We start from the raw sequence: 25452 nt of genomic DNA, 5'->3' as shown, positions 1-25452 counted from the left end.
CCAAAGCCTGTCACAGGAGAGGGCTCAACCGGCGGCTTCGGTCGCGAGCTGGTCCAGCCGCCGGCGTACGTCCTGGAGGTCCTGCCAGGTGAGCCACTTCGGACTGCCCTGCTGCCGCGAGGGGTTACGCAGCAGATAGGAGGGGTGAAAGATCGGCATCAGCCACCGCCCCTGCAGTACACCGCCATGGCCCTGGCGCCACTGGCCGCGCAGCCGGGTGATGCCTCCCTTCACCCCCAGCACCCCCTCCATGGCCGTGGCGCCGGCCAGCAGGATCACGGCGGGATCCACCAGGGCGATCTGGCGCTCCAGCCACGGCAGACAGGCGGCCATCTCCGCCCCGCTCGGTTTGCGGTTGTCAGGAGGGCGGCACTTCACCACATTGCCGATGTAGGCGTCGCGGTTGGAATCGATGCCCACGCTGCCGAGCATCTGATCGAGCAACTGCCCGGCCCGGCCCACGAACGGCTCACCGCTGGCATCTTCCTGGGCACCGGGACCCTCACCCACCACCATCAGGCGGGCGGCGGGATGGCCACGGCTCACCACCACCTGCTGACGACCCGCCGCCAGACCGCAGCGGCGGCAGGCGCTGCAGGCCGCCGCCAGCGCCTCCAGGCCCAGCTGGCCTTCTGCGCCTTGGGCAGGGGCGCTCAAGCCGAAGAGGTCGGACTGCTGGGCCTCTCCGGTCATGGGTGCAAGGCAGGGGACGGACATGGCCATCCTGTGACAGAGCTGGACAAAACAGGCGTTTTCGTGCCACCTCGAACCTCTCTGCGGGTGAGGAGTGATGCAGGATGGCCTCTTGATGTAGCCGAGCTCACCAAATGCCGGCCCGACGCCGATGCCGAACCCTGGGATGTTGGCCGCTGTGGCCCCGACAGCGGCCCTGAAGATGGCCGCTCCGCTTCATCCATCCCTCGATTCCACGGCGCCCCGGATACAGCCCCCGGCTGAGGCCGTCCAGCTCTCCCAGCGGGCCCGGGGGCTGCACCCTTCGCTCACCCTGGCCATCGCCGCCAAGGCGCGGCAGTTGAAGGCCGACGGCCAGGACATCTGCAGCCTCAGCGCCGGTGAGCCGGATTTCGATACCCCCGCCTTCATCCGCCAGGCGGCGGCCCAGGCCCTGGAGGCGGGCCACACCCGCTATGGCCCCGCCGCCGGGGAGAGCGCGCTGCGGGAGGCCATTGCCGGCAAACTGAGCCGCGAGAACGGAGTGCCGACCAGCCTTGGCCAGGTGCTGGTCACCAATGGCGGCAAGCAGGCCCTGTTCAACCTGTTCCAGGTGCTGCTCGATCCCGGCGACGAGGTGTTGCTGCCGGCGCCCTACTGGCTCAGCTACCCCGAGATCGCGCGGCTGGCCGGAGCCAGCGTCACCGTGCTGCCCTGTGAGGCCACCGCTGGCTTCCGGCTCGACCCCCAGCAGCTGGAGCAGGCGATCAGCCCAGCCACCAGGCTGCTGGTGCTGAACAGCCCCGGCAATCCCACCGGGATCGTGATCAGCCGCGGCGAACTGGAGCAGCTGGCCGCGGTGCTGCGGCGCCATCCCCGGGTGGCCGTGGTGTGCGATGAGATCTACGAATACCTGCTCGCTCCAGGCCTGGTCCACCACAGCCTGGCCGCTGTGGCCCCCGACCTGGCCGAGCGGATCTTCATCGTCAACGGCTTTGCCAAGGGCTGGGCCATGACCGGCTGGCGGGTCGGCTGGCTGGCCGGTGCCGAGCCGGTGATCCGGGCCGCTTCGGCCCTGCAGAGCCAGTCCACCAGCAACGTCTGCAGCTTCGCCCAGTTCGGCGCCCTGGCCGCCCTGGAGGGCCCGCGCGACTGTGTGCAGACCATGGCAGCCGAGTTCAACCGCAGGCGCAGCCTGCTCAGCGAGGGCCTGCGCCGCCTGCCCGGGGTCACCCTGCCCCAGCCCCAGGGCGCCTTCTACGCCTTCCCGGATGTGAGCGCCTGCGGGCTCGACTCCATGACCCTCTGCGATCGCCTGCTCGACAGGGTGGGGCTGGCCGTGGTGCCCGGCGTGGCCTTCGGCGACGATCGCTGCATCCGCCTCTCCTGCGCCGCCTCCCCAGCCGCGATCGAGGACGGCCTGCAGCGCCTGGAGCGATTCTTCGCGGGGCTCTGACGACAGGCCTGAGCTCGGGAGGGCAGGATCATCGGGTCTTTGCCCCCGGATCCGTGACCACCCGAGAACGCTGGGCCGTTGCGCTTGCCGGCCTCCTCCTGATCGGCCTGCTGCCAACGGCCTGCACCCCGCGCCCCGACGGCGCCACAGCACCTAACGGCAGCAGCAGCGAGGCTGCCAGGCCCAACGAGAAACGGGTGCTGCGCATCGGCGCCATCCCCGATCAGAACCCCGAGAAACTGAACCGCCTCTACGGCCTCGTGGCCGAAGAACTCAGCGAGCAGCTCAAGGTGCCCGTGCAGTTCGTGCCCGTCACCGACTACACCGCCGCCGTGAGCGCCTTCCGCACCGGCGACCTGGACCTGGTGTGGTTCGGCGGCCTCACCGGCGTCCAGGCCCGGCTTCAGAAACCCGGTGCCCGGGCCCTGGCCCAGCGCGACATCGACCGCTCCTTCCACAGCGTGTTCATCGCCAACCCCAGCAGTGGTCTCAAGCCCTTCAGCGCCCAGAGCGACCTGACCCAACTCAAGGGCAAGCGCTTCACCTTCGGCTCCGAGAGTTCCACCTCAGGCCGGCTGATGCCCCAGTACTTCCTCGACCAGGCGGGCGTGCAGCTGAGCGACTTCGCCGGTGGCAACCCGGGCTTCAGCGGCAGCCACGACGCCCTGATCGCCCTGGTTCAGAGCGGCACCTACGACGCCGGCGTGGTGAACGAGCAGGTATGGCGCAGCCGGATCGAGGAGGGCAAGGTGGACACCACAAAGGTGGTGGAGCTGTGGCGCACCCCCGGCTACGCCAACTACACCTGGGTGGTGCAGCCCGGCCTCGACAAGGACTACGGCGAGGGCTTCACCGAACGGCTGGAGCAGGCCTTCACCGGCCTCGACCCCTCCGATCCCCGCCAGGCTCAGATCCTGGAGCTGTTCGGCGCCGAGACCTTCGTCCCTGCCAGCAACAAGCAATACGAGGCGATCGAGGCGGTGGGGCGCCAGGTGGGCAAGGTCCGCTGATGGATCCCTGCTGGGTGCTGGAGCTGCAGGACGTGAGGGTGCCTGGCCGTGGCCGCCCCCGCCTGGAGGCGGTGACGCTGCAGCTGCAGCCGGGCGAGCGCGTGGCCCTGCTGGGCCCGAGCGGTGCCGGCAAGAGCACCCTGCTCAGCGTGGCCAATGGCCTGCTTCAGCCCGAGGCCGGTGAGGTGCGCTGGCAGGGCCGGCCCCTGGCCCGCTCCAGACGCGCCCGCCGCCTGCAGCAGGCCCGCATCGGCACCCTCTGGCAGGACCTGCGCCTGATCGAGGAGCTCAGCGTGCAGCAGAACCTCAATGCCGGCCGCCTGGCCGTCTGGGGCTGGCCGCGGGCGTTGCTCAACCTGCTGCTGCCGCTGGAGAGCGCCGCCTGCAGCGCCGTGCTGGCCCGCCTGGATCTCGATCCGGCCCTGCTGGATCAGCCTGTGGCCCGCCTCTCGGGCGGTCAGCGGCAGCGGGTGGCCCTGGCCCGGTTGCTGCGCCAGGAGCCGGTGCTGCTGCTGGCCGATGAGCCCCTGGCCAGCCTGGACCCCCGGCTGGCCGAAGACCTGCTGCACCTGCTGCTGGAGCAGGGCCGCCAACCCCGCGCCCTGTTGCTGAGCCTACACCGCCCGGACCTGGTGGCTGGCTTCGATCGCGTGCTGGGGCTGCGCCAGGGCCGACTCGTGTTCGACCTGCCGGTGAGGGGCCTCACCAGCGCAAGGCTGGAGGCGCTCTACGCCGAAGCGCCCGTGGGGCGATGAGCAGTGGGGCGATGAGGAGTGTGGCCCTGCGGCCGGCGGCGCCGCTGTGGTTGCTGCTGCCCGCCCTCGCGGCGGTGCCGCTGCTGATCGCGCTGCCGGGCATCAGCCATGGCGGGGGCTGGAGCCTGATCGGGCGGTTCCTGCTGGGCGCGCTCCAGCCCTCCCTGGATCCGGTGGTGCTGCGCTCGGTGCTGGAGGGGCTCGGGGTGACCCTCGCCATCGCCCTGCTGGGCTGGGCCTTCAGCATCGTGCTCGGCCTGAGCCTGGGCGTCGCCAGCTCCCGGCGCGTGTGGCTCACCTGCCTGGGAACGGCCCGGCCGGCCGGGCTGATCCGGCGGCTGCTGGCTCTGCCCCGCTCGATCCACGAGCTGCTCTGGGGCCTGGCCCTGCTGCAGCTGCTGGGGCTGCAGCCGGTGGTGGCGATCGCGGCGATCGCCCTGCCCTTCGGCGCCCTGGTGGCCCGGGTGGTGAGCGATCAGATCGACAACCTGCCCACCACGGGCCTCGAGGCCCTGCGCTCCAGCGGGGCGGCGGCACCGGCGGCCCTGCTCACCGCCCTGGGGCCACCGCTGCTGCCCCAGCTGATCAGCTACGGCGGCTACCGGCTGGAATGCGCCCTGCGCAGCGCCACCCTGCTGGGGGTGTTCGGGCTTGGCGGGCTCGGCACGGAGCTGCGGCTCACCCTGCAGTCGCTCGCCTTCCACGAGCTCTGGAGTGGGCTGTGGCTGCTGCTGGCCGCCATGCTGGCGCTGGAGGCGCTGCTGGGCTGGCTGCGCCGTCGCTGGGCGATGCCGGAGCGCCTCAGCCTCGGCCGCGGCGGCGTGGGCTGGCGGGGGCGAGAGCTGCTGCTGGCCGGCGGGCTGCTGCTGCCGCTGCTGCTGGCGCTTGCCTGGGCCCTGCAGGTGAATCCGGCCAGCCTGCTGCAGTGGCAGAGCTGGCCCCCCATGGGACCCGCCGACTGGCCTGCCGTGGCAGCCCTGCCCTGGCCCAGGCTGGTGGCCAATACCCTCAGCCTCACGCTGCTGGCCGCGGCCCTGGCGGTGGGCGTGGCGCCCCTGCTGCTGCTGCTGGTGGAGCCCTGGCCCATGGCCCGGACCGCGCTGCGGGGGCTCTGGGCCATGGGGCGACTCTGGCCGCCGCCGCTGACGGCCCTGCTGCTGCTGTTCGTGCTGGAGCCGGGGGTGATCACCGGAGCGCTGGCCCTGGGCTTTCACAACCTGGGCGTGCTCGGCCGCCTGCTGCTGGAGAGCACTGAATCCAGCCCCGCCGGAGCCCAGCAGGCCCTGAGCTGTGCCGGGGCGGGCCCCCGCCAGGCCCTGCTCTACGGGCGCTTCAGTGGCCTGGCCCGTCCCTACCTCGCCTACAGCGCCTACCGCGCCGATGTGATCCTGCGGGAATCGGTGGTGGTGGGGCTGGTGGGCGCCACGGGCCTGGGCAGCCAGCTGATGGAGGCCCTCAGTTCCTTCGCCTACGACCAGCTGCTGGCCCTGGTGCTGGTCTACGCCCTGCTCACCCTGCTGGGGGAGGAGGGCAGCGATCGGGCCCGGCAGCGCCTGCTGGCGCCCCGGCCGGCAACCGGCTGAGCCGCACCAGTCCCTGCTCCAGCAGCTGGTCTGCCGCCTGGGCCTCATCCAGCCCCTCCAGGGCAACGGACTGGCGCCCTCCATGGCGGCCCAGGTCGTGGTCGTAGCAGCGGTCGTAGTAGTCGAGCATCTGGCGGCAGGCCAGGGGCCAGTCGCCGGCAGCGATCGCCGCCAGGGCCACGGCCGTGCGCTGGGGCCCCAGCCGGCGGCTGATGCGACGGGTGGCCTCCGCCAGAGCCTCAGGATCCTGGCCGCCGTAGATCCGCACCAGCTGTTCCACCCGCTCCTCCAGGGGCCGCAGCACCTCCAGCACCGGGGCCTGCTCCATCTGGCGCCAGAGACCGATCGGGATGCGGCAGCGGCCCACCTGGGCACTCTCGGCCTCCAGCCAGATCTCAGCGGCCCCGTCGAGGGCGGTCAGGGCCGTGGCCAGCCGGTTTTCGTAGTGCTCGCTGCTGGGCTGGGGTGGCAGGCCCAGACCACCGAAGCTGCTGCCGCGATGGTGGGCCAGTCCTTCCAGGTCCACCACCGCCACGCCGCGCTGGGCCAGGCCCAGCAGCAGGTCGGTCTTGCCCGTGCCCGTGCGTCCGCCCAGCAGGCGCAGGGGCCAGGGCCGCTCGAACAGCTCCAGCACCCAGCGGCGGTAGGCCTTGTAGCCGCCATCGAGCAGCAGGGCCGGCCGATCCAGTTGCTCCGCCAGCCAGGCCACGCTGGCGCTGCGCATGCCGCCCCGCCAGCACATCAGCCGCAGGGGCCCCGGCGGCAGGGCCGCCAGCTCCGCCGCCATCGCCTGCAGCCGCGGGCCCACCAGGCCCAGGCCGCGCAGCACGGCGGCCTCGCGACCGGCCTGCTTGTAGAGGGTGCCGATCTCGGCCCGCTCCTCATCGCTGAACAGGGGGAGGTTGATCGCCCCCGGCCGATGGCCCTGGCTGAACTCCGCTGGACTGCGCACGTCCAGCAGCGGCCCGGCTTGGGCGAGGAAAGCGGCCACCGTCAGCCGGGGTGCCATGGCGATCGCGGCGTCAGGGAGCCAATCCTCCCCGGCCGTGGGCCGCAGCGGCCGGCACCGGGGTGCTGCAGGATCAGCAGCGGTTCCCTTCCCGGCCGTCTCGCCATGGGTCTCCAGGTTCCCCGCAAGCTGATCGTGATCGGGGACAGCGGCGTGTACGGCTGGGGCGATCCCGAGCAGGGGGGCTGGTGCGAGCGGCTGCGGCGGCACTGGATGGCCCTGCCCCAGGCCCCTGTGGTGTACCCCCTGGGGGTGCGGGGCGATGGGCTGGAGCGGGTGGCGGCCCGGCTGGAGCGGGAGGTGGGCTGCAGGGGTGAGCTGCGCCGCCAGAGGCCCCAGGGGATCCTGCTGTCGGTGGGGGTGAACGACACGGCCCGGGTGGGTCGTCCGGACGGGCGCCCCCAGCTCGATGCCGATGGCTTTCTCTATGGCCTGCAGCAGCTGCTGCAACGGGCGGGCCAGCTGGCCCCCGTGCTGGTGGTGGGCCTCACCCCGGTGGTGGAGCAGGCGATGCCCTTCGCCGATGTGCTGTGGTATTCCCAGGAGCAGCTGCGGCGCTACGAGGCCCTGCTGGAGCTGGCCTGCCTCGAGGCCGACGTGCCCTTTCTGCCCCTGCTGCGCCCCCTGCTCTGCGACACGAGCTGGCCCCGCTGGCTGTGCGCCGACGGCCTTCACCTCAACGGCAGCGGCCATGCGGAGGTGTTTCGTCGCCTGCGCGAGTGGCCCGCCCTCAACAGCTGGGCTGGACTGACCTCGGCAGCCGCGCCTCACCCATTCGGGTGAGAGCGGATCACTCCCGGCGGCGAGCCAGTCCGGCGCCAGGCCACAGAGCGTGGAGATGGATCCCCGTCCCCGCTCCACCGCCATGCAGGCCAACACTGCCGCCCCTCGGCGCCGCCCTCCTCTCCGCACCGCTTCCACCCGGCTGCGGGCCGCCTCTCCCGACCACAGCAGCCACAACCGCACCCTGCTGCGGCGGCTGGGCCGCTCCGGGCCCAGGGCGGTGCAGCTGCAATGGCGCAACGCCCTGGTGGTGAACAACCTGGCCCTGGTGCGGATGGTGGCCCAGCGCGAAAGCCGCCGCACCGGCCAGCCCTTCGACGACCTCTGCTCCGTGGGCTACGAGGGGCTGGTGCGGGCCGTGGACAGCTTTGACACCAGCCGCCCGGTGAGCCTCAGCACCTATGCGGTGCCCTGCGTCAGGGGCGCGATGCAGATGGAGCGCCGCGACAGGCTGCAGCCCCTGCAGACTCCCCGGCGGCTGCGGGAGCTGAACCAGCGGGCCGATCGCTGGCTGGAGCAGCGTCGCAGCGCAGGGTTGCCGCCGCTGAACCTGGCGGCAATGGCCACCGCCCTGGGCTGCACGCAGGCCCAGCTGGAGGAGGCCGGCCGGGTGCGGCGGGCCCTGCAGCTGAGCAGCCTGGATGCGCCCCTGGGCAGCGATGGCGACGAGGGCGCCCCGCCGTGCCGGCTCGACCTGCTCGCTGATCCCGTCAGCACCGCCTGCGACCATGCGGCGGACCAGCACGATCCCCAGCTCGCCTGGCTGCGCCGACACCTGGCCCGCCTCGCGCCCCTGGACCGGCAGCTCCTGGAAGGCCGCTGGATCGATGGCCTCACCTGGAGCGACCTGGCCGGGCAGCTGGGGCTGGCCCCCCAACACTGCCGGCAGCGGGGCGGTGAGCTGCTGGCCCAGCTTCAGGGCGAGGCCCACCAGAGCCAGAGCACAATCGCCAGCACCGCGGCCAGGGTGGTCTGAAGGCCATTCACCAGCTCGTTGCTGAGCCAGGCGAGGCGGGGCTGCAGGGTGGCACCGATCAGGCTTTCCACCAGGGTGGCCAGCAGTCCCACGGCCGCCACCAGCCCGGCGTCTGCCCAGCCGCCCAGCAGGCCCAGCAGGAGCATCCAGGCGGCCATCACCACGCTGCCCAGCAGGCTGGCCGCCGTGCCCTCCAGGCTGATCGCCCCCTCGGTGCCGGGAGGTACGGGCCTCAAGGTGGTGATCAGCAGGGTGTGGCGGCCCCAGCGCTTGCCGATCTCGCTGCCACAGGTGTCACCGAGCTTGGCGGCGAAGCTGGCGGCGAAGCCCACCAGCAACGGTGCCAGCCAGCTCATGGGCGCCAGGGCGGTGAGCATGGCCAGGGCGGCGCCGGGAGCCGCCGAGCCCCACACGTTCTCGGGTCCACGCCGGCCGCCGCGCGCCTCCGCCAGCCCGGCGCGCTGCTTGTGGCGCAGGCCCAGCCGGGTCACGGCCGAGCCCAGGGCCAGATAGCCCACCACCGCCAGCCAGCCCAGGGGCCCGAGGCAGCCCCACAGCACGGTGCCGAGGGCGCCGGCATGGATCCAGCCGGCGCGGGTGAGCACAGGCAGCCGTTGGGCCGCGCTGATCAGGGCGGCATTGACCGCCAGGGCGACCAGCCAGGGGATTGGCTGCTGGGGAGGTGGAACGAACACGAACGCAGGGCGGCGCCGAGGGATCGCGGCGGGGCTCCCCAGTGTGTGGCAGGGAGCATGTGTTGCACTGCCCTAAGCAGCAGGCCATGGCGGCGCCGGCCCAACGGATAATCGGCCACAGATGTTGCCGGCTCAGTCGCGATGGTGTTCAAGCGCAAGGGCTCCTTCTTCCTCGACCTCACCGGCGCCGGCGACACCAAGGCTGAACCGGTGCAGGTGGCAATCGCGGAGGCCCCCCCCGCCAGCTCCAAGGGCACCAGCACGGCTGAGGTCACCGCCACTCCCGAGCCCGCCGCTCAGCCGTCGGCCCAGCCCGCCGCCAGCACGGCGCCCCCGGCCGCAACGCCGCCATCCCCGGCCAAGAGTCCTCTCACCACGGCCGAGGCCATCGCCGCTGAACTGCGAGCCGCCCAGGAGGCTCTGCCGCCCCCTTCCCAGGTCACCTACGCCCCGGACTGCCTCAACCCCGCTAACGCCCTGCCGATGGGTCGGCGGCGGCCCGGGGCCAATCTGGGCGTGTTCAAGGGGATGGTGTCGGAGATGTTCCGCAACTGAACCCCAGCCCGCCGCGCCAGGCCGCCAGCAGGCTCGCCGCTGCCACGGCGGCAGTGGAGGTGCGCAGGATCCCCTCGCCCAGCTGCACCGCCTGCCAGCCACGCTCCAGGGCTGCCGCTTCCTCCGCGGGGCTCCAGCCCCCTTCCGGGCCGATGGCCACCCTCACTGGTTGAGGGGCACCCCGGGGTTGAGTGGCACCACTGGGCTGCGCAGCTGACGCCCGAGGCCAGAGCGCATGGAGGGCCTCGCCCAGCGGCAGGGCCGTGGGCCGGCGGCTGGTGGCCAGCAGCCGCACCCCGCTCGTTGCCGCCGAGAGCCAGGCCAGGGCCGGTTGCGCCGGCAGACAGTGGGGCAGCCACAGCCGTTCGCACTGCTCCAGGGCCTCGCGCAGCACGGCCTGCTGGCGCTCCGGGCGGATCGCTGCCTCCGCCACACTGCGCTCGGCCTGCAGCCACTGGAAGCTGTCGATGCCCAGCTCACAGGCCATGCGCAGCATCACCTCCGGATCCCGGCGCGGCAGGGCCACGGCCAGCTGCAGGCTGGGCTGTGGGGCCGGAACGCTCAGCAAAGGCGCCTCCAGGCTCTGTTGCAGCACGGCCCAGCCCTGCTGCCGCACCGGGCCCGGCTCGAGAGCCGCAGACCAGAGCCTGCCGCAGCCATCCACCAACCCGAAGACCTGCCCCGCTCGCAGCCGCAGCACCCGCCGCAGGTAGTGCAGCTCCTGAGCCTCAAGGGCCAGGCGCCCCTCGGCGCCCTCGAGGCGAGGGCGCTCCACCAGCAGGCGGCGCAGCTCGCGGACCATGGCGCGCTCAGGAATCGGGGATCGAATCCAGCAGCTGGTCAATGGTCTCAGGCTGCTCGTCGATGGCCCAGTCGTCGTTGAGGCCACCGATCAGCACCTGCTCCACCTCCACCACGTCGTTGTTGAGCTGGCGCAGGGTGTTGATCAGCACGTCGAGGGCGAAGGCATCACTCGTGCCCAGATCCAGCCAGCAGCGCGCCCACACTCCCTGATATTCCATCGGGCCCATGTTGTGCATCAGGGCCGGCAGGGCCGTGGCGGCGGCCTGCTGGTCGTAGGCCATCCAGCTCAGTTCCGCCCCCTCCTCATGGACCTGGAGCGACTCGGCATTGAAGCCACCCAGCTTGCCCAGAAAGAACCAGCTGTCGAAGACGGTTTCCAGATAGCCCTTCTCGCCGCTGCCGAGTGGATCGGCAAAGCGCATCCAGATCCAGCAGTTGAAGGGGTCGAGCTCACGAAATTGAACGTCCATCGGCACCGATCGGGCTGGGCCGCAGCCACAACAGCAGAGGCCACTCTCCCCCACCGCAGGCATGCTGGAGCCATGCTTGAACTGCGCGGCCTCGGCTACCAGCCCGCCACAGCCCCCCAGCCGGTGCTGCGCGAGGTGAGTCTGGTCCTGGAGCCCGGGGCGATCGGCCTGGTGGCCGGCCGCAGCGGCGGCGGCAAAACCACCCTGCTGGAGTTGATCAGCGGCCTGGCCGACCCTGATCAGGGCACGATCCACTGGAACGGAGAACGCTTCCGGGCTCGCCAGCGCCGCTGGCTGTGCGGCCTGGTGTTCCAGTTTCCCGAGCGCCATTTTCTCGGGCTCACGGTGGGCCAGGAGCTGCGGCTGGGCCAGCGCCGCGTGGAGTCCGAGCGGCTGGAGGCGGTGCTGCAGCGGGTGGGCCTCGCTGGGCTCAGCCTCCAGCAGCGGCCTGAACAACTGAGCGGCGGCCAGCAGCGGCGCCTGGCCCTGGCGGTTCAGCTGCTGCGCCACCCCCAGGTGCTGCTGCTGGATGAACCCACCGCCGGGCTGGACTGGACGGTGCGGGGCGAGATCGTGGCTCTCCTGGAGGGGCTGGCCCGGGAGCGGGCCGTGCTGGTGGTGACCCACGAACCGGAGCTGTTCCAGCGCGCAGCAGGCAGGGCCTGGCGCCTGGAGCAGGGCACGCTCACCGATCTGCAGACGAGCGAGCTCCTTACGATGGTCTGAATGAGCACCGGCTGCATGAGCGAGTCCTGCCTGAGCGACAGGCTGCTGCGGGCCACAGCTGCCGACGGCGGCATCCGGCTGGTGGCTGTGTCCACCACAGCCACCAGCCGCGCCGCCGCCGAGCACCACCAGCTCTCCTTTCTCACCACGGCCCTGCTCGGTCGGGCCATGGGAGCTGCTCTGCTGCTGGCCAGCTCGATGAAAATCAGCCACAGCAGGGTGAACCTGCGCATCTCCTCAGACAGTGCGCTGAAGGGCCTGATGGTGGATGCCGGCCGGGATGGCACCGTGCGCGGCTACGTGGGCAATCCGGCCCTGGAGCTCGACCCGATCACCGGCGCCGACGGCTCACCCCAGCTCGATCTGGCGGGCGCCACCGGAACGGGCTATCTCCACGTGATGCGCGACTGGGGCCGGGGCCAGCCGTTCAGCTCCACGGTGGAACTGGTGAGCGGTGGCATCGGCGATGACGTGGCCTCCTACCTGCTCCACTCCGAGCAGACCCCCTCGGCGGTGTTCGTGGGTGAACGGATGGACAGCGGCGGCCTGCGCTGCAGCGGCGGGGTGCTGGTGCAGGTGCTGCCCAAGGCGGCCCGGGAGCCCGCCCTGGTGGCCCTGCTGGAGGAGCGGTGCCGGGCGGTGCAGGGCTTCAGTGCCCGCCTGGAGGCCTGCCAGGGCAACCTGCTGACGCTGCTGGAGGCCATCTTTCCCGACCTCGACCCCCAGCCTCTGGAAGCTGAGGCTCAGCCTGTGCACTTCCACTGCCCCTGCAGCCGCCAGCGCAGCCTTGGCGCCCTCAAGCTCCTGGGCCGCGACGAACTCAGCAGCATCCTCGAGGAGGATGGCCGGGCTGAGCTCACCTGCCACTTCTGCAGCTCGGTCTATGAGGTGAGCGGCCGGGAGCTCGAGGGCCTGATCGCCGAACTGGAGGAGGCTGGCGTCGCCTGAGCGGCTCAGGCCACAAACAGCGCCGCCAACAGCAGCAGCACGAAGGCGGGCAAGCTCTGCAGCTGTTGCAGGGAGAGCGGCAGCCCCAGGGGCAGGCCGGATCCGGCCAGGCCGGCCACCAGGCCACCCAAAACCAGCCCCAGCGTGAGCAGACCGAAGCCCCAGCCCACAGCCGCCAGGAAGCGGCGGCGGCGGCGTTGCAGACACACCACCGTGAGGGCGGTGGCCAGGGCCAGCAGAAATTCCGGTGAGGCCGAGGGCACCAGCAACAGCAGGGCCAGCAGCACCCCGAAGCCGCCGAGGGCCAGGTTCAGAACACCGCCCTCGGCCAGCTCCAGCCCGGGCATGCTCAGGGTCGGCGCCGCCACCTTGGGCAGGGGCAGCTGGGGCAGGGCAGGCATCGCCAGGCGAGGCGGAGGCGGAGCGATCTGCTCCCGTGCCGAAGCCGTTCGGGCCGCCGTGCTCACCCGACCCTGCTGGCGCTGCTTGAGGCGCTCCATCAGCAGGGTGTCGTAGGCCGCCTCAATGCGCGAGCGGGCCATGGTGTCCTCACCGGCCTCGTCGAGGCGGGCCTGCTTGGCCGCCTGCACCTCCTCGAAGCTGGCGTCGGGGCTGATGCCAAGGCGTTGATAGGGCTCCAATGGCTCGGCCGCTGGGGGTTGCGGATCGGAAGGGTCGGGCATCACCATCGCCGGCGGACAACTAAGCCTGCATAGAGCGTATCGAGGCCGGCCTAGAAGAGGGGCTCACTGAAACGGAAGCCACCTTCCTGTTCCAGTCGCAGCCTCCAGCGCTCGGCCTCATCGGGATCAAGCCGATGCCGCCGCTTGAGCAGGGGCATCTGGGGTGGGAGATGGCTGCCTTCCCGCATCTCAACAGAGCCGGTGAGGGGTGGTCCACCGAGGGTCTCGAATTGGAAACTGACGTAGTCGCAACCCCCGTCGGGGCGGGGACGCACCAGCCAGAGCGGCTTGAGCATCGCCGTGATGGTTCGTTACACAACACTCTGGCGCAGCCGTCAGGCGACTGCGAAGACCAGCCACCGAATCCCGGCCCACTGCGGCGCTGGGCCAGCACGGCCCAGGGCCATCACCGCTGTGGGCTTCCAGTCCCTCAGGCCCCCGCGGGATGGAGATCGGTGACCGCGGCGGCTCTGGCGCCAGGGCTGATGGCGAGGCCCTCCACAGCCCTGCGCAGGGCCTCCTCCCGGCTGAGCTGATGGTGCTGCGGCGGCAACTTGGCGTAGAGGCCGAGCTTCTCGAGCCGCTGGCGGGTCGTGCCGCTGGCCCCCACCACGAACACCTCACGGCCCTTCTCGATCGCTTCCTCCACGGCGTTCTCCACCGCCAGGGCGGAGGTGACGCCCAGGTGGGACACCTCGGTGAGATCGAACACCACCGCCTTGCACTCGCCGATGGCGTTGTGTTCGCGGCCGATCGCCTTGGCCACACCAAAGATCATGGCGCCGGTGAGCTGGAACAGCAGCACCTGGCCCTTGCCCTGATCCAGCAGCGCCTTCTCCTCGCCGCTGAGCAGCAGGTCGCCATCGCCGGTGGAGATCGACTTCACCGAGCGGCTCTGCAGGGCGCTCATCTTGTCGATGGTGAGGATGTTGGCGATGAACACGCCGATGCCCACCGCCGCGATCAGGTCCACCAGCACGGTGAGGCCGATCACCAGATACATGATCAGCGCGCCGGTGAGCGAGATCTGGTGGGCGCGCTTGAGAAAGCTCCAGTCGACGATGTCAAAGCCCACCTTGAGGGCGATGCCGGCCAGCACGGCCTGGGGGATCTGGGCGGCGAGGCCACTGCCGGCCAGGATCACCAGCATCAGGATCAGGGCACGGCTGAGGCCGGAGAGGGCACTGCGGCCGCCGGCCTGGATGTTCACCACGGTGCCCATGGTGGCGCCGGCACCGGCGATGCCGCCGAACAGGCCGGAGACGAGGTTGCCGAGGCCCTGGCCGATCAGCTCCTTGTTGGAGTTGTGCTCGGTGCGGGTGATGCTGTCGGCCACCACGGCGGTGAGCAGGGCGTCGATGCAGCCCAGCATCCCCAGCACGGCCCCGTTCACCAGCATCAGCTGGAGCTGAGAGACCTCGAAGTGGGGCAGCTGCAGCCTCGGCAGGCCGGAGGCGATGGCACCGATGCGGCGGATGCCCTCCACTTCAGCCGAGCCATCGGCGCCGCTCAGCAGGGTGAGCGAGAGCACGGTGCCGGCGATCAGGGCGATCAGCTGGGGCGGTGCCACCTTCTTCAGCCGCGCCGGCGTCAGCCACAGGATCGCCAGGGTCACCACAGCCAGGGTGACTTCCGCCGGGCGCGCCCCGGCCAGCAGGGAGGGGAGGGCACCGAGGGTGCCGAGCACACCGCCCTTGGGGATGGCCTGGCCCAGGAAGGGGCCGATCTGGAGAATGATCAGGATCAGGCCGATGCCGCTCATGAAGCCCGAGATCACCGTGTAGGGCATCTGGGTCACGTAGCGACCCAGCCTGAGCAGGCCGAACAGGATCTGGAACACCCCGGCCAGCATCACCACGGTGAAGGCCATGGCCAGGCCGTTCTCCGGGTCCTGGGCGGTGAGGCTGGCGATGACGGCGGTCATCACCACGGTCATCGGGCCGGTGGGCTCGGAGATCAGGGTGGGGGTGCCGCCGAACAGGGCGGCGAACAGACCCACCAGCACCGCCCCCCAGAGGCCGGCCGCAGCCCCGGCACCGGAGGCCACCCCGAAGGCCAGGGCCATCGGCAGGGCAATCACCGCCGCGGTGACCCCCCCGAACAGATCCCCCTTGATGGTGTCGAGGCTGAAGTGGTTCAGCAGCCGCAGGGAGGGGTGCCCCGATGGCGTCGTGGCGGTGGCCATGGCACGAGACCCCGGCTCAACAGCGAGCGTGAAGGGATCCTGAACCCTAGGCAGGGGGGTTCCCTAGGCTGAGGCTCAGGTAAGGCGTTCAGCAATGGCGGTCTACGCCGACAACAGCTTCACGATCGGCAAGACCCCCCTGGTGCGGCTCAACCGGATCACTGAGGGCTGTGGCGCCACCGTGCTGGCCAAGATCGAAGGGCGTAATCCCGCCTACTCGGTGAAGTGCCGGATCGGCGCCGCCATGATCTGGCAGGCCGAACGGGATGGGCTGCTGGGCCCCGGCAAGGAACTGATCGAGCCAACCAGCGGCAACACCGGCATCGCCCTGGCCTTCGTGGCGGCCTCGCGCGGCATCCCCCTCACCCTCACCATGCCGGAGACGATGAGCCTGGAGCGCCGCAAGCTGCTCACGGCCTACGGCGCCCGGCTGCTGCTCACCGAGGGGCGCCAGGGGATGCCCGGTGCCATCAACGTTGCCCGCGAACTGGCGGAATCGGAGCCAGGCCGCTACGTGCTGCTGCAGCAGTTCGCCAATCCCGCCAACCCCCGCATCCACCACGACACCACAGGCCCGGAGATCTGGGACGACAGCGACGGGCAGATCGATGTGCTGGTGGCCGGGGTCGGCACGGGGGGCACGATCACGGGCGTCAGCCGCTACATCAAGACCACGCTGGGCCAGCCGCTTGAATCGGTGGCGGTGGAGCCGCTCACCAGCCCGGTGATCAGCCAGACCAGGGCAGGGGATGAGATCAGCCCGGGGCCCCACAAGATCCAGGGGATCGGCGCGGGCTTTGTTCCAGGCAACCTCGACCTCAGCCTGGTGGACCGGGTGGAGACCGTGTCTGACGCCGAGGCGGTGGCCATGGCCCGGCGGCTGATGCGGGAGGAAGGCATCCTGGCGGGCATCTCCTGCGGTGCCGCCACCTGCGCGGCGCTGCGCCTGGCCGCCGATCCCGCCTATGCCGGCAAGACGATCGTGGTGGTGCTGCCTGACTCCGGCGAGCGCTACCTGAGCTCGATGCTGTTCGAGGGGGTGTTCAACGAACGGGGTCTGGCCCTGGTGTGAGGCCGTGGCCGGCTTGGGGACAGCACCGCCGCAGGGACAGTGGCTCGACCGACCGGGCCTGGATCGGTTCAGGATGATCGCCTCCTGAGCCACCCCGGCTGCCCGGCGCCATGGCCCGTTCCCACCGCATCTGGGTTGTCGACGATGACGCCGAGCTACGTCAGATGCTGCAGCGCTATCTCGGTGAACAGGGCTACGAGGTGCGCTGCCTGGCCAATGGTCAGCAGCTCACGGCGCGGCTGGAGAGTCAGCGGCCAGACCTGCTGGTGCTCGATCTGATGCTCCCCGGAGACGACGGCCTGCTGGTGCTGCGGCGGCTGCGCGACGGCGGCGATGACCTGCCGGTGCTGATGCTCACCGCCAGGGGCGATGCGGTGGACCGGATCATCGGGCTGGAGCAGGGCGCCGATGACTACCTGGCCAAACCCTTCCTGCCCCGCGAGCTCATGGCCCGCATCGAGGCGGTGCTGCGCCGGCGTCAGCAGGGTCCGCCGGGCACGCCGCGGCCTGACGCCAACCCGATCGGCTTCGGGGCCTGGCAGCTGGATCCCAGCACGCGGCGGCTGGAGCGCGACGGCGAGCCGGTGACGATCACCAGCGGCGAATTCAGCCTGCTGCTGGCCCTGGCCCAGCACCCCCACAGGCCCCTGTCGCGGGAGCGGCTGATTGAACTCTCGCGGGGACCCACCAGCGAGACCGACGCCCGCAGCATGGATGTGCAGGTGTCGCGGTTACGGCGGCTGGTGGAGGCGGACCCCTCCCAACCCCGCCACATCCAGACGGTGTGGGGCTATGGCTACGTCTTCGTTCCCGATGGCCAGCCGCGTGCCTAGCCGCTCTGCGGCGGGATCCCGCCGATGGCTGAGGGTGCTGGCCTACGGGGCGGGCGGCCTGGGGCTCTGGCTGCTGAGCCTGCTGCTGGTTCAGACCCTGCTCAGCCGCCGGCTGGCCCGCAGCCAGATGGTGCAGCTGGGCTCGGAGGTGGCCTTCAGCCTGCGCCTGGGGGAGCTGGCCCTGGAGAGCTACCCGATGGAGTCTGTGGCGGAACTCAGCGGCCTGGAGCTGGCGGAGGACCATCCGCCGGCAGGGGACAGGGGCGGAGCGGAAGCCGAGGCTCTCCACGCCGAGCTCTGCAGCCAGCTGGGCTTCTGCCGGGAGGTGGTGGCCGCTGGAGGCAGCCTCTGGGTCGAAGTGGTGTCGCCCTTCGAGTCGATCTGGCTGGCGGTGGCCATTCCCGACCCGCGGCGCTGGCCCCCCGACCCCCTCTCGCTGATCCTGTCGCTGGGGGCCGCGGGCCTGGCACTCTCCACCCTGGTGCTGAGCCTGGAGGTTCAGCGCCCCCTGCGCCAGCTGGAGAACTCCCTGCAGCAGCTGGGCACCAGCCAGGACCCCGAACCGCTGCCGGAGCGCGGCACCAGGGCGGTCCGCCAGATCACCCGCCGCTTCAACGGCCTGCTTGAGCACCTGCGGCTGGACAGGCAGGAACGGGCCACGATGCTGGCCGGCATCGGCCACGACCTCAACAGCCCGATCACCAGGCTGCGCCTGCGCCTGCACCTGGCCGAGGGCCAGCCGATGTCCACCGCCGAGAGCACCAAGGCCCAGGGCGACCTCGATGCCCTCGAACGGATCACCAGCCAGTTCATCGCCTTCGCCCGGGGAGACGCAGAAGAGCAGCCGGTGCGGGTGGACCTGGCGGCCCTGCTGGCCGAAGTCGCCGGCCAGAGCGGCCTGAGCAACCTGAGCCTGGACCTGAAGCCTCTGCAGGCCTGGGTGCGGCCCATCGCCCTCACCCGGGCGGTGGGGAACCTGCTCAGCAACGCCGCCCACCACGGCCACCCCCCCTACCAGCTGAGCCTGCAGCCCTGGGACGCTGGGGGCTTTGCGATCGCCGTGAGTGACGCCGGCGAGGGGATTCCCGAGGCGCTCTGGCACCAGGCGCTGCAGCCCTTTCGACGGCTCGATGAGGCCAGGGGCGGCGACGGCCACTGTGGCCTCGGCCTGGCCATCGCCCAGCGCGTCGCCCTGGAGCATGGCGGCGAACTCTTCCACCACCGCCCCGGCCAGGGGGGCTTCACCCTGGGGTTGCGGGGGCGATCTCTGTCAGATCTGGTCACATCTTCGCGCTCTCCAGACCGATCTCATTCAGACCAGCAGGACAGGATGAATGGCGTTGAACATCCCTGAGCCATGACCATTTCCTCCATCTGCCTGTCCCGTCGCCTCGTGCGCACCGGCCTGGCCACCGCCGCCGGTCTCAGCCTCGCCCTGGGCAGCCTGGGCCCCGCCCTGGCCCAGACGTCCGCCCCCCCCGAGCGGCTCACCCCGGCCCAGCGGGAGAAGATCTTTCCGGAGCGCAAGGCGCTCACCCTCAAGCTGCAGAAGGAGCGCTCCCAGATCCAGCAGAAGAGCGAGCGCTGCGTGTCGGGGGCGTCCAACCAGCAGGAGCTGCGCAGTTGCCGCAAAGACGAGCGCAAGGCCAATCAGAAGCTGCGGGCCCAGTACCGCGACGAGATGCGCAAGATCTATGAGCGCAATGGCATCGAGGCGCCCGTGGGAGGCCCCGGCAAGGGCCGCAGGGGCGGCAAGCGCCAGGCGACGCCCGGTAGCTGATCACCGCCACGGCAATTCGTCATACCCCCACACATCTCGTCACGGCCTGAAGGTGGTGCGTGCTGGGGCTGCTGCCTAGGTTGAAACCACCCCTCGGGAGGACCACCATGCGCACTCACGACCTCGAGAACCACGACAATCTCTACGCCGACGAGATTGCCGCGGTAGCTGGCGAAACTCCCGCCGACGCCACGTCCCACGCCCTCTGGGCCGTGGCTCTGATCGCGACGATGGTGGTGGTGCTGGGCGCCTCCCTCGCCGTGTTCTGATCGGAGCAGGGCCTGGCCTCCCCCTGAGCCGCCCTGCCCAGCCACTCCCTCACGCCGATGCATTGCTCCCGACGGCATCTCCTGCAGCTGGCCGCCGGGGGGGCCGGTTTCTGGCTGGCCCGGCCCCTGTGGAGCAGGTCGGGCAGCGCCGCCAGCCTCACGCCAGGAACCGGCGCAGACGACAGCCCCCTGCGCATCGCCCTGATCAGCGATCTCAACAGCAGCTACGGCTCCACCACCTACGTGCCCCAGGTGCAGCGGGGGGTGGCTCTGCTGGGCCGCCTGCGCCCTGAGCTGGTGCTCTGCGCCGGCGACATGGTGGCCGGCCAGAAACGGGGGCTCACGGCCAGCCAGCTGCAGGCGATGTGGCGCAGCTTCGGGGTGAACGTGCTCGATCCCCTGCTGAGCGATGGCCTCGCCTTCGCTGCGGCGATGGGCAACCACGATGCCTCCAGCAGCCAGCAGAACGGGCGCTACGTGTTCGCCCTGGATCGCCAGGAAGCCAGCCGGTTCTGGCTCGCCCAGCGCTCCCGCCTCAGGATCACGCTGCTGGACGGCTCGAACTTCCCCTTCCGCTACAGCCTGCTGCACCGAGGCGTGTTCGTGCTGGTGCTGGACGCGTCCTCCGCGGGGCTGGGGGGGGAGCAGCTGCGCTGGGCGGAACGGCAGCTCGCCAGCCCCCAGGCCCGCCAGGCCCGGCTGCGGCTGGCGATCGGCCACCTGCCCCTCTACGCCGTGGGCCAGGGCCGGGACCGCAGCGGCGAGGTGCTGCATCAGCCCGCCCTGCTGCGGGCGCTGCTGGAGCGCCAGGGGGTCGCCCTCTACATCAGTGGCCATCACCACACCTGGTTCCCCGGCCGGGTGGGGGGCCTCAACCTGCTCAGCCTCGGCGCCATGGGCAGCGGCCCGCGCCAGCTGCTCCAGAGCACCGCCCCGCCGCAGCAGAGCCTCACCCTGCTGGAGCTCTCCGGCGGCGCGGGCGGACTGAGCGAAACCACCTACAGCCTCAACAGCCTGGAGCCGCTGGCCGCCGGCTCCCTGCCCCAGGCGATCCAACCCAGCCAGGGGCCGCGTCTGCAGCGGCGCCCGCTGCAGATCGGGATCAGCTGAGCGGGGATGCCGGGGTCGTCTGCACGAGCAGATCGAGCAGATTGTCGATCAGGCGGCGCCCTTGCCGCTCGGCCCTGGCGCCCCAGCGGCGCGTGTCGGCGTGGATCCGCTCCACCCCCCCAGGGCCCAGGGCGGCCGCCACATAGGCCGCGTCCTCCTCCAGCCAGCGCTGCAGATCCCGCTCCAGCACCTCGCCGTGACACTGGAGGCCGTAGGCCCGCGCGCCGAGGCGGAAGATCTGCTCAGGGCAAAGCAACGTGGAGCCCAGCAGCTCGGCACCGGCGGGCAGACGCACCCGATCGCCATGCCAGTGCAGCATCAGTTCACTGGCCTCCAGCCCCCGCAGCAGGGGCTCCTGGCTGGGGTCCCCCAGGAAGCTCACCGCCCCCCAGCCCACCTCCCGCACCTGCAGCGCTGGAACCCCGCAGGTGAGCGGCTCCACCGTGCCTCCCGCCGCATGGGCCAGCAGCTGGGCGCCCAGGCAGATGCCGATCACGGGCTGCTGGCGTGCCAGCACCCTCTTCAGCAGGGCCACCTCCTCGGCGAGCCAGGCAAGGGCGGGGTCGCCCAGTTGGGCCACACCCATCGGCCCCCCCAGCACCAGCAGGATCTCGTCGTCGAGGGGATCGCGCAGGGGCTGGGCCAGGTCGGGACGCAGCACCTCCAGCTGCCAGCCCCGGGCAGCCGCTGCGGCGGCAAACTGGCCCGGGCCTTCGCGCTCCAGGTGCTGGATCACGAGCAGTCGGGCCATGGCCACCTTCCAGTGACCCCCATCCTGGCCGGCCCATCCGAGCGGAGGCCACCTCGCTCTGTGCCATCGGTTGCCCGCAGGCGTCACCTGACGGCTCGACCGGGGGAGCGGTGAGCGGCAGTCTGAACGCAACCGCACCGGCACCCATGCTTCGCATCCGTGGCAACCAGCTCAGCCTGCTGGCGGCGCTCAGTGCCCACTGGGCCCATCAGCAGCTGGCCATCCCCAGGGTTCATAGGCTGGCCTCCAAACCCAACCGTGGCCCCGCTCCCCTGCGATGAACCAGCTCACCACCGCCATCAACCGCCATCTGGAATCGGAGTTTCAGGCCAGCCACAGCTACCTGTCGATGTCGATCTGGCTGCGGGAAAAGGATCTGGCGGGATTCTCCAAGTACATGCTCGAGAAGAGCAACGAGGAGCGCGCCCACGCGGCGCGGATGATCGCCTATCTGGTGGACTGTGATGAGGAGGTGATCCTGCCCACGATCCAGGCACCCCAGCGCGACTGGCAATCGGTGCAGCAGCTGTTCGACCGGGTCTCGGAGATGGAGAAGGAGGTGACAGCCTCCATCAACCGGCTCTATGGCCTGGCCGAGGAGAACTGCGAGCGCAGTGCCTCGGCGATGCTCGACTGGTTCGTGGAGGAGCAGATCAAGGAGGAGGCGGAGGCCCGCTTCGTGCGCAAACGCCTGCGGCTCGCCGGGGACAATTCGGCAGCACTGCTGCTGCTGGATCAACAGTTCCTCGAAGGGACAGCCCTGGCCCACGTCAAGGCCACAATGGTGGGTTACGGCGCCGCTGGCGGCGCCTGAAGGCCCCCTTCGCCCAGCAACAATGGCCAGGAGCATCGCCTGGGCCCATGAGTGAACTGCGCGCCATCATGCAGCGCCTTGGCCAGCGCCTGGATCACCAGGCCGCTGTCCGGCCAGCCGGCGCGCCTGAGCGGCCTCCGGCCGATCTCTACGTGAGCGAGCTGGAGCACTGCAGCGACGCGATGCTCCACTACGAATGGAACTGGCTGGAGCAGCACCTTCAGGACCTTGCCCTGTGCCGCTCCAACGAGGCGATGCTGAAGGCGGCAGGAGGCCAGCAGCACCTCAACGGCCTGATCGCCCAGAGCGAGCACTACGCCGCACAGCTGCAGAAGGCCTTCGCCCAGCGGGCTCTGGTTCCCTGCCGCCAACCCCACAACGTCGCCCCCTCCGAGCACGCCTGGGAGCTGAGCAACCCGGGGCTGAGGGCCCAGTGGGGCTTCGAGCCGAGGGCCAACGCAGGTGCCCCCGGAGTCGACCCGGCCAGCTAATGACGCCAGCTGGCGCAGACTGGGCTCGTCCCTAGTTGGGCATCGTCACGAACTCCTCCGCCACCGTGGGATGGAGGGCCATGGTGCGGTCGAAGTCAGCCTTGGTGGCCCCCATGCCGATCGCCACAGCCGCCATCTGAATGATTTCAGCCGCGTGCTCTCCCACCATGTGGCAGCCCAGCACCCGGTCACTGGCCTTCTCCACGATCAGCTTCAGCAGCACCCTGGGCCCCCGGGCCGGCAGCGCCTGACTCATCGCCCGGAAGCGGGCCCGATGCACCTGGATCGCCGCGGCGCCATGGCGCTCATAGGCCTGCTCCTCGGTGAGACCCACCCCGGAGAGCTCCGGCTGGGAGAACACGGCGCTGGCCACCAGGTCGTGGTTCACCTGCCGAGGCCGCTGCCCGTAGACCGTGTCGGCAAAGGCCCGGCCCTCGTCCACCGCCACCGGCGTGAGGTTGATGCGGTCGGTCACATCGCCCACGGCATAGACATGGCTCACGTTGGTGCGCTGGTCGGCATCCACCGGGATGGCATCGCCTTCCACAGCGACGCCGGCCGCCTCGAGGTTGAGGTTGTCCAGAAACGGCTTGCGCCCGGTGGCCAGCAGCACTCCACCGCAGGCAATCTCCTCGCCGGACTGGGTGGTGAGAGTGAGGCCGGCGGAGCTGGCGGCCTGGGTGAGCGCCTTCGGGGTGTGGGCGAAGCGCAGATCGATGCCCTGCTCCTGCATGGCCTCACTCACGGCCTCGCTGGCCTCGCGGTCAAAGCCCCGCAGCAGGTGATCGCCCCGCACCAGCTGGGTCACCCGCACGCCGAGGCCGTTGAGGATGCAGGCGAATTCGCAGGCGATGAACCCGCCGCCCACCACGGCCACCGCCTCAGGCAGCCTCTCCTGCAGAAACATGTCATCACTCACCCAGGCCAGCTCGGCGCCTGGGAAGGGGGGGCGATAGGGCCGGCCGCCAACGGCCACCAGGATGTGATCCGCCTGCAGCTGCCGCTCAGAACCATCGGCGCCCTGCACCGCCACGGCATCGGCAGACACAAAGCGCCCCCAGCCCCGCACCAGGGCCACGCCGGCCTTCTCCAGGAAGCCGATGTGCAGGCTGTTGAGCCGATCCACCTCGGCCCGAACCGCCGCCAGCAGCCGCGCCGGATCGCTGCGCCAGGGGGCCAGCGCCCAGCCGTAGCTGGCGGCATCGGCGAGCAGGTGGCTGTAGGCCGAGCCATAGACAAGCAGCTTCTTGGGGACGCAGCCACGGATCACGCAGGTGCCGCCCACCCGATCGCCCTCCACGATCGCCACCTTGGCCCCGTAACTGGCCGCCCGCTTGGCGGCAGCCAAGCCTCCGGAGCCGGCACCGAGAACGATCAGATCGAAGCGGTCACCCATGGAGACAGACGCAGAGGACGGCGGGGAAGAACCCCCAGCTTGCTTGGTCGGGGTCCGGCTCGGAGAACGCCCGAGGGGTCCCAAACAACAAAAAACCCACGGCAGAGCCGCGGGCTGATGGCAGCGAACGCCGAGGCCTGAGCCCCGGCTCGCAGCGTTACTTGGCGCTGGCAGCGAAGTCGGGGTAAGACTCCATGCCGTGCTCGCTGATGTCGAGGCCTTCGATCTCCTCCTTCTCGGAGACGCGGATGCCTCCGAAGATGGCACCGATGATCGACCAGGTGATCAGGGAGGCCACGATGGCGAAGATCCCGTAGGCAAGAACGCCGACGATCTGAAAGCCGAGCTGGGAAGCACCGTGGCCGGTGAACAGACCCTTGTCCATGTTGAACAGACCCACGGCCAGGGTGCCCCAGATGCCGCAGGTGCCGTGCACCGAGAAGGCTCCCACGGGGTCGTCGATCTTGAGGCCGTCGATGAAGGACACCGAGAGCACCACAAGAGCGCCACCGATGAAGCCCACAACCCATGCTCCAGCCATCGAGAAGCCGTCACAGCCCGCCGTCACAGCCACCAGTCCGGCCAGGATGCCGTTGATGGTCATGGTCAGGTCGGGCTTGCCGCCCCTGATCTGGGACACCAGTGTGCCGGCGATACCGCCGCCAGCGGCGCCCAGGGTGGTGGTCACGGCCACGTAGGGAACCGTTTGATCCATGGCCAGAACAGAGCCTGGGTTGAATCCGTACCAGCCGATCCAGAGAATGAGGCAGCCGAGGGTGGCAATGGCCATGTTGTGGCCTGGCAGGGCCTGAGGCCTGCCTTCGGCGAACTTACCAATCCTGGGGCCAAGCAGGATCGCTCCGATCAGGCCGGCCCAGGCCCCGAAGGAGTGCACGATCGAGGAGCCGGCGAAATCGATGAATCCAAGCTCTGAGAGCCAGCCACCATTCCACTGCCAGGAGCCGGAGATGGGATACAGGATCCCAACCAGAACCAGGGAGAAGACCACGAACTCACCAAATTTGATGCGCTCGGCCACCAGTCCGGAGACGATGGTGGCTGCCGTGGCGGCGAAGGCCACCTGGAAGAAGAAGTCGACGGTGGGAACGAGAGAGCCTTCGCTCACCATCTCAGGGGTGACGGTGGGATCGAAGAACAGGCCCTTGAAGAACAGCCAGCCGCCCAGCACCGAATCGCCGTACATCACCGAGTAGCCGATGAACCAGTAGGCGGTGGCCGCCAGGGCGAAGACGATCAGGTTCTTCAGCAGGATGTTGACCGCATTTTTCTGGCGGCACATACCCGACTCCACCATGGCGAAGCCGGCATTCATGAAGATGACCAGAACCGCGCAGATGAAAATGAAGAGGTTGTTGGCCAGGAAGGCGGCCGTGAGTTCCGGGAGCTCAGCAGCGTGGGCTGAGAGGTTGAACACTCCCAGGCCGAAGAGTGCCAAAGGAATGCAGGCGAACCAGATGAGGCCGCGCTGGGAAGAAAGACCTCGGATCCTGCTCATCAGCAGGGCTGGTCCTTCCATCAGACTCGCCTCTTGCAGGCGTTTCGTACGCCTGGGAGGGTGCGAAGCAATGGTCATGGGCAGATCAGAAAGACGGCTGCACGATGGAG

At 70.4% G+C, this 25452-nt stretch carries 29 protein-coding genes; 18 read left to right on the top strand and 11 right to left on the bottom strand.

Features of this window, described 5'->3' with window-relative positions; all coding sequences use genetic code 11:
• Nucleotides 1-24: 24 nt before the first annotated feature.
• Nucleotides 25-693: a uracil-DNA glycosylase family protein gene (locus tag CyaNS01_RS04865; RefSeq protein ID WP_222934201.1), complete on the bottom strand. Its 669-nt coding sequence runs from the start codon at nucleotides 691-693 to the stop codon at nucleotides 25-27.
• Between the two features lie 202 nt (nucleotides 694-895).
• On the opposite strand from CyaNS01_RS04865, the gene CyaNS01_RS04860 reads away from it, so the two are divergent.
• From CyaNS01_RS04860 to CyaNS01_RS04845, 4 genes are read left to right on the top strand one after another with little or no spacing between them, the layout of a single operon-like run.
• Nucleotides 896-2128 carry a pyridoxal phosphate-dependent aminotransferase gene (locus CyaNS01_RS04860; RefSeq protein WP_225875812.1) on the top strand — a complete coding sequence of 411 codons (1233 nt, stop codon included), beginning with the start codon at nucleotides 896-898 and terminating at the stop codon, nucleotides 2126-2128.
• 53 nt (nucleotides 2129-2181) lie between these two features.
• A complete protein-coding gene (locus tag CyaNS01_RS04855) occupies nucleotides 2182-3138 on the top strand; it encodes a putative selenate ABC transporter substrate-binding protein (protein WP_186699309.1) in 957 nt (318 codons plus the stop codon).
• Nucleotides 3138-3893 carry a phosphonate ABC transporter ATP-binding protein gene (locus CyaNS01_RS04850; RefSeq protein ID WP_186699307.1) on the top strand — a complete coding sequence of 252 codons (756 nt, stop codon included), beginning with the start codon at nucleotides 3138-3140 and terminating at the stop codon, nucleotides 3891-3893. Before CyaNS01_RS04855 ends, CyaNS01_RS04850 begins: the two co-directional genes overlap by 1 nt.
• 11 nt (nucleotides 3894-3904) lie before the next feature.
• A complete protein-coding gene (locus CyaNS01_RS04845; protein ID WP_186699306.1) occupies nucleotides 3905-5476 on the top strand; it encodes an ABC transporter permease in 1572 nt (523 codons plus the stop codon).
• On the opposite strand, the gene mnmH is transcribed toward CyaNS01_RS04845, so the two are convergent.
• A complete protein-coding gene (gene mnmH, locus CyaNS01_RS04840) occupies nucleotides 5403-6485 on the bottom strand; it encodes a tRNA 2-selenouridine(34) synthase MnmH (protein WP_186699304.1) in 1083 nt (360 codons plus the stop codon). The two genes, CyaNS01_RS04845 and mnmH, sit on opposite strands and share 74 nt — an antisense overlap.
• 105 nt (nucleotides 6486-6590) lie before the next feature.
• Between mnmH and CyaNS01_RS04835 the strand changes: the two genes are divergently transcribed.
• Nucleotides 6591-7268, top strand: a complete 678-nt coding sequence (locus CyaNS01_RS04835; RefSeq protein WP_186699302.1) for a GDSL-type esterase/lipase family protein — start codon at nucleotides 6591-6593, stop codon at nucleotides 7266-7268.
• A 55-nt stretch (nucleotides 7269-7323) separates the two neighbouring features.
• The gene (locus tag CyaNS01_RS04830) at nucleotides 7324-8244 is read left to right on the top strand and encodes a sigma-70 family RNA polymerase sigma factor (protein ID WP_186699300.1); all 921 of its coding nucleotides are present in this window, start codon (nucleotides 7324-7326) and stop codon (nucleotides 8242-8244) included.
• Here the strand turns inward: CyaNS01_RS04830 and CyaNS01_RS04825 are convergent.
• Nucleotides 8184-8939 carry a DUF92 domain-containing protein gene (locus tag CyaNS01_RS04825; RefSeq protein ID WP_186699298.1) on the bottom strand — a complete coding sequence of 252 codons (756 nt, stop codon included), beginning with the start codon at nucleotides 8937-8939 and terminating at the stop codon, nucleotides 8184-8186. The genes CyaNS01_RS04830 and CyaNS01_RS04825 overlap by 61 nt on opposite strands.
• 141 nt (nucleotides 8940-9080) lie before the next feature.
• On the opposite strand from CyaNS01_RS04825, the gene CyaNS01_RS04820 reads away from it, so the two are divergent.
• Nucleotides 9081-9494 carry a hypothetical protein gene (locus CyaNS01_RS04820; protein ID WP_186699296.1) on the top strand — a complete coding sequence of 138 codons (414 nt, stop codon included), beginning with the start codon at nucleotides 9081-9083 and terminating at the stop codon, nucleotides 9492-9494.
• Here CyaNS01_RS04820 and CyaNS01_RS04815 read toward each other — a convergent pair.
• Both CyaNS01_RS04815 and CyaNS01_RS04810 read right to left on the bottom strand, forming a co-directional pair.
• Complete coding sequence (locus CyaNS01_RS04815) at nucleotides 9460-10296, bottom strand: 16S rRNA (uracil(1498)-N(3))-methyltransferase (protein WP_186699294.1); 837 nt, start codon at nucleotides 10294-10296, stop codon at nucleotides 9460-9462. The two genes, CyaNS01_RS04820 and CyaNS01_RS04815, sit on opposite strands and share 35 nt — an antisense overlap.
• Before the next feature lie 7 nt (nucleotides 10297-10303).
• The gene (locus tag CyaNS01_RS04810; protein ID WP_186699292.1) at nucleotides 10304-10768 is read right to left on the bottom strand and encodes a DUF3531 family protein; all 465 of its coding nucleotides are present in this window, start codon (nucleotides 10766-10768) and stop codon (nucleotides 10304-10306) included.
• Nucleotides 10769-10840: 72 nt separating this feature from the next.
• Between CyaNS01_RS04810 and CyaNS01_RS04805 the strand changes: the two genes are divergently transcribed.
• Nucleotides 10841-11494: an ABC transporter ATP-binding protein gene (locus CyaNS01_RS04805; RefSeq protein ID WP_186699290.1), complete on the top strand. Its 654-nt coding sequence runs from the start codon at nucleotides 10841-10843 to the stop codon at nucleotides 11492-11494.
• A gap of 30 nt (nucleotides 11495-11524) precedes the next feature.
• The gene (hslO, locus tag CyaNS01_RS04800) at nucleotides 11525-12442 is read left to right on the top strand and encodes an Hsp33 family molecular chaperone HslO (RefSeq protein WP_186700268.1); all 918 of its coding nucleotides are present in this window, start codon (nucleotides 11525-11527) and stop codon (nucleotides 12440-12442) included.
• 5 nt (nucleotides 12443-12447) lie between these two features.
• Here the strand turns inward: hslO and CyaNS01_RS04795 are convergent, their stop codons facing one another.
• The 3 genes from CyaNS01_RS04795 to CyaNS01_RS04785 all read right to left on the bottom strand — a co-directional run bounded on the left by CyaNS01_RS04795 (nucleotide 12448) and on the right by CyaNS01_RS04785 (nucleotide 15310).
• The gene (locus CyaNS01_RS04795) at nucleotides 12448-13125 is read right to left on the bottom strand and encodes a CPP1-like family protein (protein WP_225875811.1); all 678 of its coding nucleotides are present in this window, start codon (nucleotides 13123-13125) and stop codon (nucleotides 12448-12450) included.
• Nucleotides 13126-13175: 50 nt separating this feature from the next.
• Nucleotides 13176-13421, bottom strand: a complete 246-nt coding sequence (locus tag CyaNS01_RS04790; RefSeq protein ID WP_186699286.1) for a hypothetical protein — start codon at nucleotides 13419-13421, stop codon at nucleotides 13176-13178.
• 134 nt (nucleotides 13422-13555) lie between these two features.
• Nucleotides 13556-15310 carry a SulP family inorganic anion transporter gene (locus CyaNS01_RS04785; protein ID WP_186699284.1) on the bottom strand — a complete coding sequence of 585 codons (1755 nt, stop codon included), beginning with the start codon at nucleotides 15308-15310 and terminating at the stop codon, nucleotides 13556-13558.
• A gap of 94 nt (nucleotides 15311-15404) precedes the next feature.
• Between CyaNS01_RS04785 and cysK the strand changes: the two genes are divergently transcribed.
• The 6 genes from cysK to CyaNS01_RS04755 all read left to right on the top strand — a co-directional run bounded on the left by cysK (nucleotide 15405) and on the right by CyaNS01_RS04755 (nucleotide 20374).
• Complete coding sequence (gene cysK / locus CyaNS01_RS04780) at nucleotides 15405-16382, top strand: cysteine synthase A (RefSeq protein WP_186699282.1); 978 nt, start codon at nucleotides 15405-15407, stop codon at nucleotides 16380-16382.
• A 110-nt stretch (nucleotides 16383-16492) separates the two neighbouring features.
• Nucleotides 16493-17215 carry a response regulator gene (locus CyaNS01_RS04775; RefSeq protein ID WP_186699280.1) on the top strand — a complete coding sequence of 241 codons (723 nt, stop codon included), beginning with the start codon at nucleotides 16493-16495 and terminating at the stop codon, nucleotides 17213-17215.
• Nucleotides 17208-18569 carry an ATP-binding protein gene (locus tag CyaNS01_RS04770; protein ID WP_225875810.1) on the top strand — a complete coding sequence of 454 codons (1362 nt, stop codon included), beginning with the start codon at nucleotides 17208-17210 and terminating at the stop codon, nucleotides 18567-18569. The genes CyaNS01_RS04775 and CyaNS01_RS04770 overlap by 8 nt, the downstream gene beginning before the upstream one ends.
• Before the next feature lie 3 nt (nucleotides 18570-18572).
• Nucleotides 18573-18995: a hypothetical protein gene (locus tag CyaNS01_RS04765; protein WP_186699278.1), complete on the top strand. Its 423-nt coding sequence runs from the start codon at nucleotides 18573-18575 to the stop codon at nucleotides 18993-18995.
• Nucleotides 18996-19102: 107 nt separating this feature from the next.
• Complete coding sequence (locus CyaNS01_RS04760) at nucleotides 19103-19264, top strand: hypothetical protein (RefSeq protein WP_186699276.1); 162 nt, start codon at nucleotides 19103-19105, stop codon at nucleotides 19262-19264.
• A 57-nt stretch (nucleotides 19265-19321) separates the two neighbouring features.
• Nucleotides 19322-20374 carry a metallophosphoesterase gene (locus CyaNS01_RS04755; protein ID WP_186699274.1) on the top strand — a complete coding sequence of 351 codons (1053 nt, stop codon included), beginning with the start codon at nucleotides 19322-19324 and terminating at the stop codon, nucleotides 20372-20374.
• On the opposite strand, the gene CyaNS01_RS04750 is transcribed toward CyaNS01_RS04755, so the two are convergent.
• Entirely contained in the window at nucleotides 20367-21125 is a 759-nt protein-coding gene (locus tag CyaNS01_RS04750) for a type 1 glutamine amidotransferase (protein WP_186699272.1), read from the bottom strand. The two genes, CyaNS01_RS04755 and CyaNS01_RS04750, sit on opposite strands and share 8 nt — an antisense overlap.
• A gap of 146 nt (nucleotides 21126-21271) precedes the next feature.
• Here CyaNS01_RS04750 and CyaNS01_RS14730 point away from each other — a divergent pair, with 146 nt between their 5' ends.
• Genes CyaNS01_RS14730 through CyaNS01_RS04740 form a run of 3 tightly spaced genes read left to right on the top strand, consistent with a single transcriptional unit; the run spans nucleotide 21272 to nucleotide 22430 of the window.
• Nucleotides 21272-21406, top strand: coding sequence for a hypothetical protein (locus tag CyaNS01_RS14730; protein ID WP_255460128.1), 135 nt, complete (start codon nucleotides 21272-21274; stop codon nucleotides 21404-21406).
• Entirely contained in the window at nucleotides 21403-21939 is a 537-nt protein-coding gene (locus CyaNS01_RS04745; protein WP_186699270.1) for a ferritin, read from the top strand. The genes CyaNS01_RS14730 and CyaNS01_RS04745 overlap by 4 nt, the downstream gene beginning before the upstream one ends.
• A gap of 47 nt (nucleotides 21940-21986) precedes the next feature.
• A complete protein-coding gene (locus CyaNS01_RS04740; protein ID WP_186699268.1) occupies nucleotides 21987-22430 on the top strand; it encodes a hypothetical protein in 444 nt (147 codons plus the stop codon).
• 31 nt (nucleotides 22431-22461) lie between these two features.
• Here CyaNS01_RS04740 and gorA read toward each other — a convergent pair whose 3' ends face one another.
• Together gorA and CyaNS01_RS04730 are read right to left on the bottom strand one after the other, a co-directional pair.
• On the bottom strand, nucleotides 22462-23826 hold the full coding sequence (gorA, locus tag CyaNS01_RS04735) for a glutathione-disulfide reductase (RefSeq protein ID WP_186699266.1): 1365 nt from the start codon (nucleotides 23824-23826) through the stop codon (nucleotides 22462-22464).
• A 157-nt stretch (nucleotides 23827-23983) separates the two neighbouring features.
• Nucleotides 23984-25420, bottom strand: coding sequence for an ammonium transporter (locus CyaNS01_RS04730; protein ID WP_186699264.1), 1437 nt, complete (start codon nucleotides 25418-25420; stop codon nucleotides 23984-23986).
• Nucleotides 25421-25452 lie beyond the last annotated feature (32 nt).

This window comes from Cyanobium sp. NS01 (assembly GCF_014280235.1).
Classification (GTDB): Bacteria; Cyanobacteriota; Cyanobacteriia; order PCC-6307; family Cyanobiaceae; genus NIES-981.
Note: the sequence above shows the minus strand (reverse complement) of the source record. Positions and strands in the feature narration are given on the sequence as shown.

Coding starts and splice junctions, on each gene's coding strand:
- CyaNS01_RS04865 (WP_222934201.1), bottom strand. CDS start 693: ATGACCGGAGAGGCCCAGCAGTCCGACCTCTTCGGCTTGAGCGCCCCT.
- CyaNS01_RS04860 (WP_225875812.1), top strand. CDS start 896: ATGGCCGCTCCGCTTCATCCATCCCTCGATTCCACGGCGCCCCGGATA.
- CyaNS01_RS04850 (WP_186699307.1), top strand. CDS start 3,138: ATGGATCCCTGCTGGGTGCTGGAGCTGCAGGACGTGAGGGTGCCTGGC.
- CyaNS01_RS04845 (WP_186699306.1), top strand. CDS start 3,905: ATGAGGAGTGTGGCCCTGCGGCCGGCGGCGCCGCTGTGGTTGCTGCTG.
- mnmH (WP_186699304.1), bottom strand. CDS start 6,485: ATGGCACCCCGGCTGACGGTGGCCGCTTTCCTCGCCCAAGCCGGGCCG.
- CyaNS01_RS04835 (WP_186699302.1), top strand. CDS start 6,591: ATGGGTCTCCAGGTTCCCCGCAAGCTGATCGTGATCGGGGACAGCGGC.
- CyaNS01_RS04830 (WP_186699300.1), top strand. CDS start 7,324: ATGGATCCCCGTCCCCGCTCCACCGCCATGCAGGCCAACACTGCCGCC.
- CyaNS01_RS04820 (WP_186699296.1), top strand. CDS start 9,081: ATGGTGTTCAAGCGCAAGGGCTCCTTCTTCCTCGACCTCACCGGCGCC.
- CyaNS01_RS04815 (WP_186699294.1), bottom strand. CDS start 10,296: ATGGTCCGCGAGCTGCGCCGCCTGCTGGTGGAGCGCCCTCGCCTCGAG.
- CyaNS01_RS04810 (WP_186699292.1), bottom strand. CDS start 10,768: ATGGACGTTCAATTTCGTGAGCTCGACCCCTTCAACTGCTGGATCTGG.
- CyaNS01_RS04805 (WP_186699290.1), top strand. CDS start 10,841: ATGCTTGAACTGCGCGGCCTCGGCTACCAGCCCGCCACAGCCCCCCAG.
- CyaNS01_RS04795 (WP_225875811.1), bottom strand. CDS start 13,125: ATGCCCGACCCTTCCGATCCGCAACCCCCAGCGGCCGAGCCATTGGAG.
- CyaNS01_RS04790 (WP_186699286.1), bottom strand. CDS start 13,421: ATGCTCAAGCCGCTCTGGCTGGTGCGTCCCCGCCCCGACGGGGGTTGC.
- CyaNS01_RS04785 (WP_186699284.1), bottom strand. CDS start 15,310: ATGGCCACCGCCACGACGCCATCGGGGCACCCCTCCCTGCGGCTGCTG.
- cysK (WP_186699282.1), top strand. CDS start 15,405: ATGGCGGTCTACGCCGACAACAGCTTCACGATCGGCAAGACCCCCCTG.
- CyaNS01_RS04775 (WP_186699280.1), top strand. CDS start 16,493: ATGGCCCGTTCCCACCGCATCTGGGTTGTCGACGATGACGCCGAGCTA.
- CyaNS01_RS04765 (WP_186699278.1), top strand. CDS start 18,573: ATGACCATTTCCTCCATCTGCCTGTCCCGTCGCCTCGTGCGCACCGGC.
- CyaNS01_RS04760 (WP_186699276.1), top strand. CDS start 19,103: ATGCGCACTCACGACCTCGAGAACCACGACAATCTCTACGCCGACGAG.
- CyaNS01_RS04755 (WP_186699274.1), top strand. CDS start 19,322: ATGCATTGCTCCCGACGGCATCTCCTGCAGCTGGCCGCCGGGGGGGCC.
- CyaNS01_RS04750 (WP_186699272.1), bottom strand. CDS start 21,125: ATGGCCCGACTGCTCGTGATCCAGCACCTGGAGCGCGAAGGCCCGGGC.
- CyaNS01_RS14730 (WP_255460128.1), top strand. CDS start 21,272: ATGCTTCGCATCCGTGGCAACCAGCTCAGCCTGCTGGCGGCGCTCAGT.
- CyaNS01_RS04745 (WP_186699270.1), top strand. CDS start 21,403: ATGAACCAGCTCACCACCGCCATCAACCGCCATCTGGAATCGGAGTTT.
- CyaNS01_RS04740 (WP_186699268.1), top strand. CDS start 21,987: ATGAGTGAACTGCGCGCCATCATGCAGCGCCTTGGCCAGCGCCTGGAT.
- gorA (WP_186699266.1), bottom strand. CDS start 23,826: ATGGGTGACCGCTTCGATCTGATCGTTCTCGGTGCCGGCTCCGGAGGC.
- CyaNS01_RS04730 (WP_186699264.1), bottom strand. CDS start 25,420: ATGACCATTGCTTCGCACCCTCCCAGGCGTACGAAACGCCTGCAAGAG.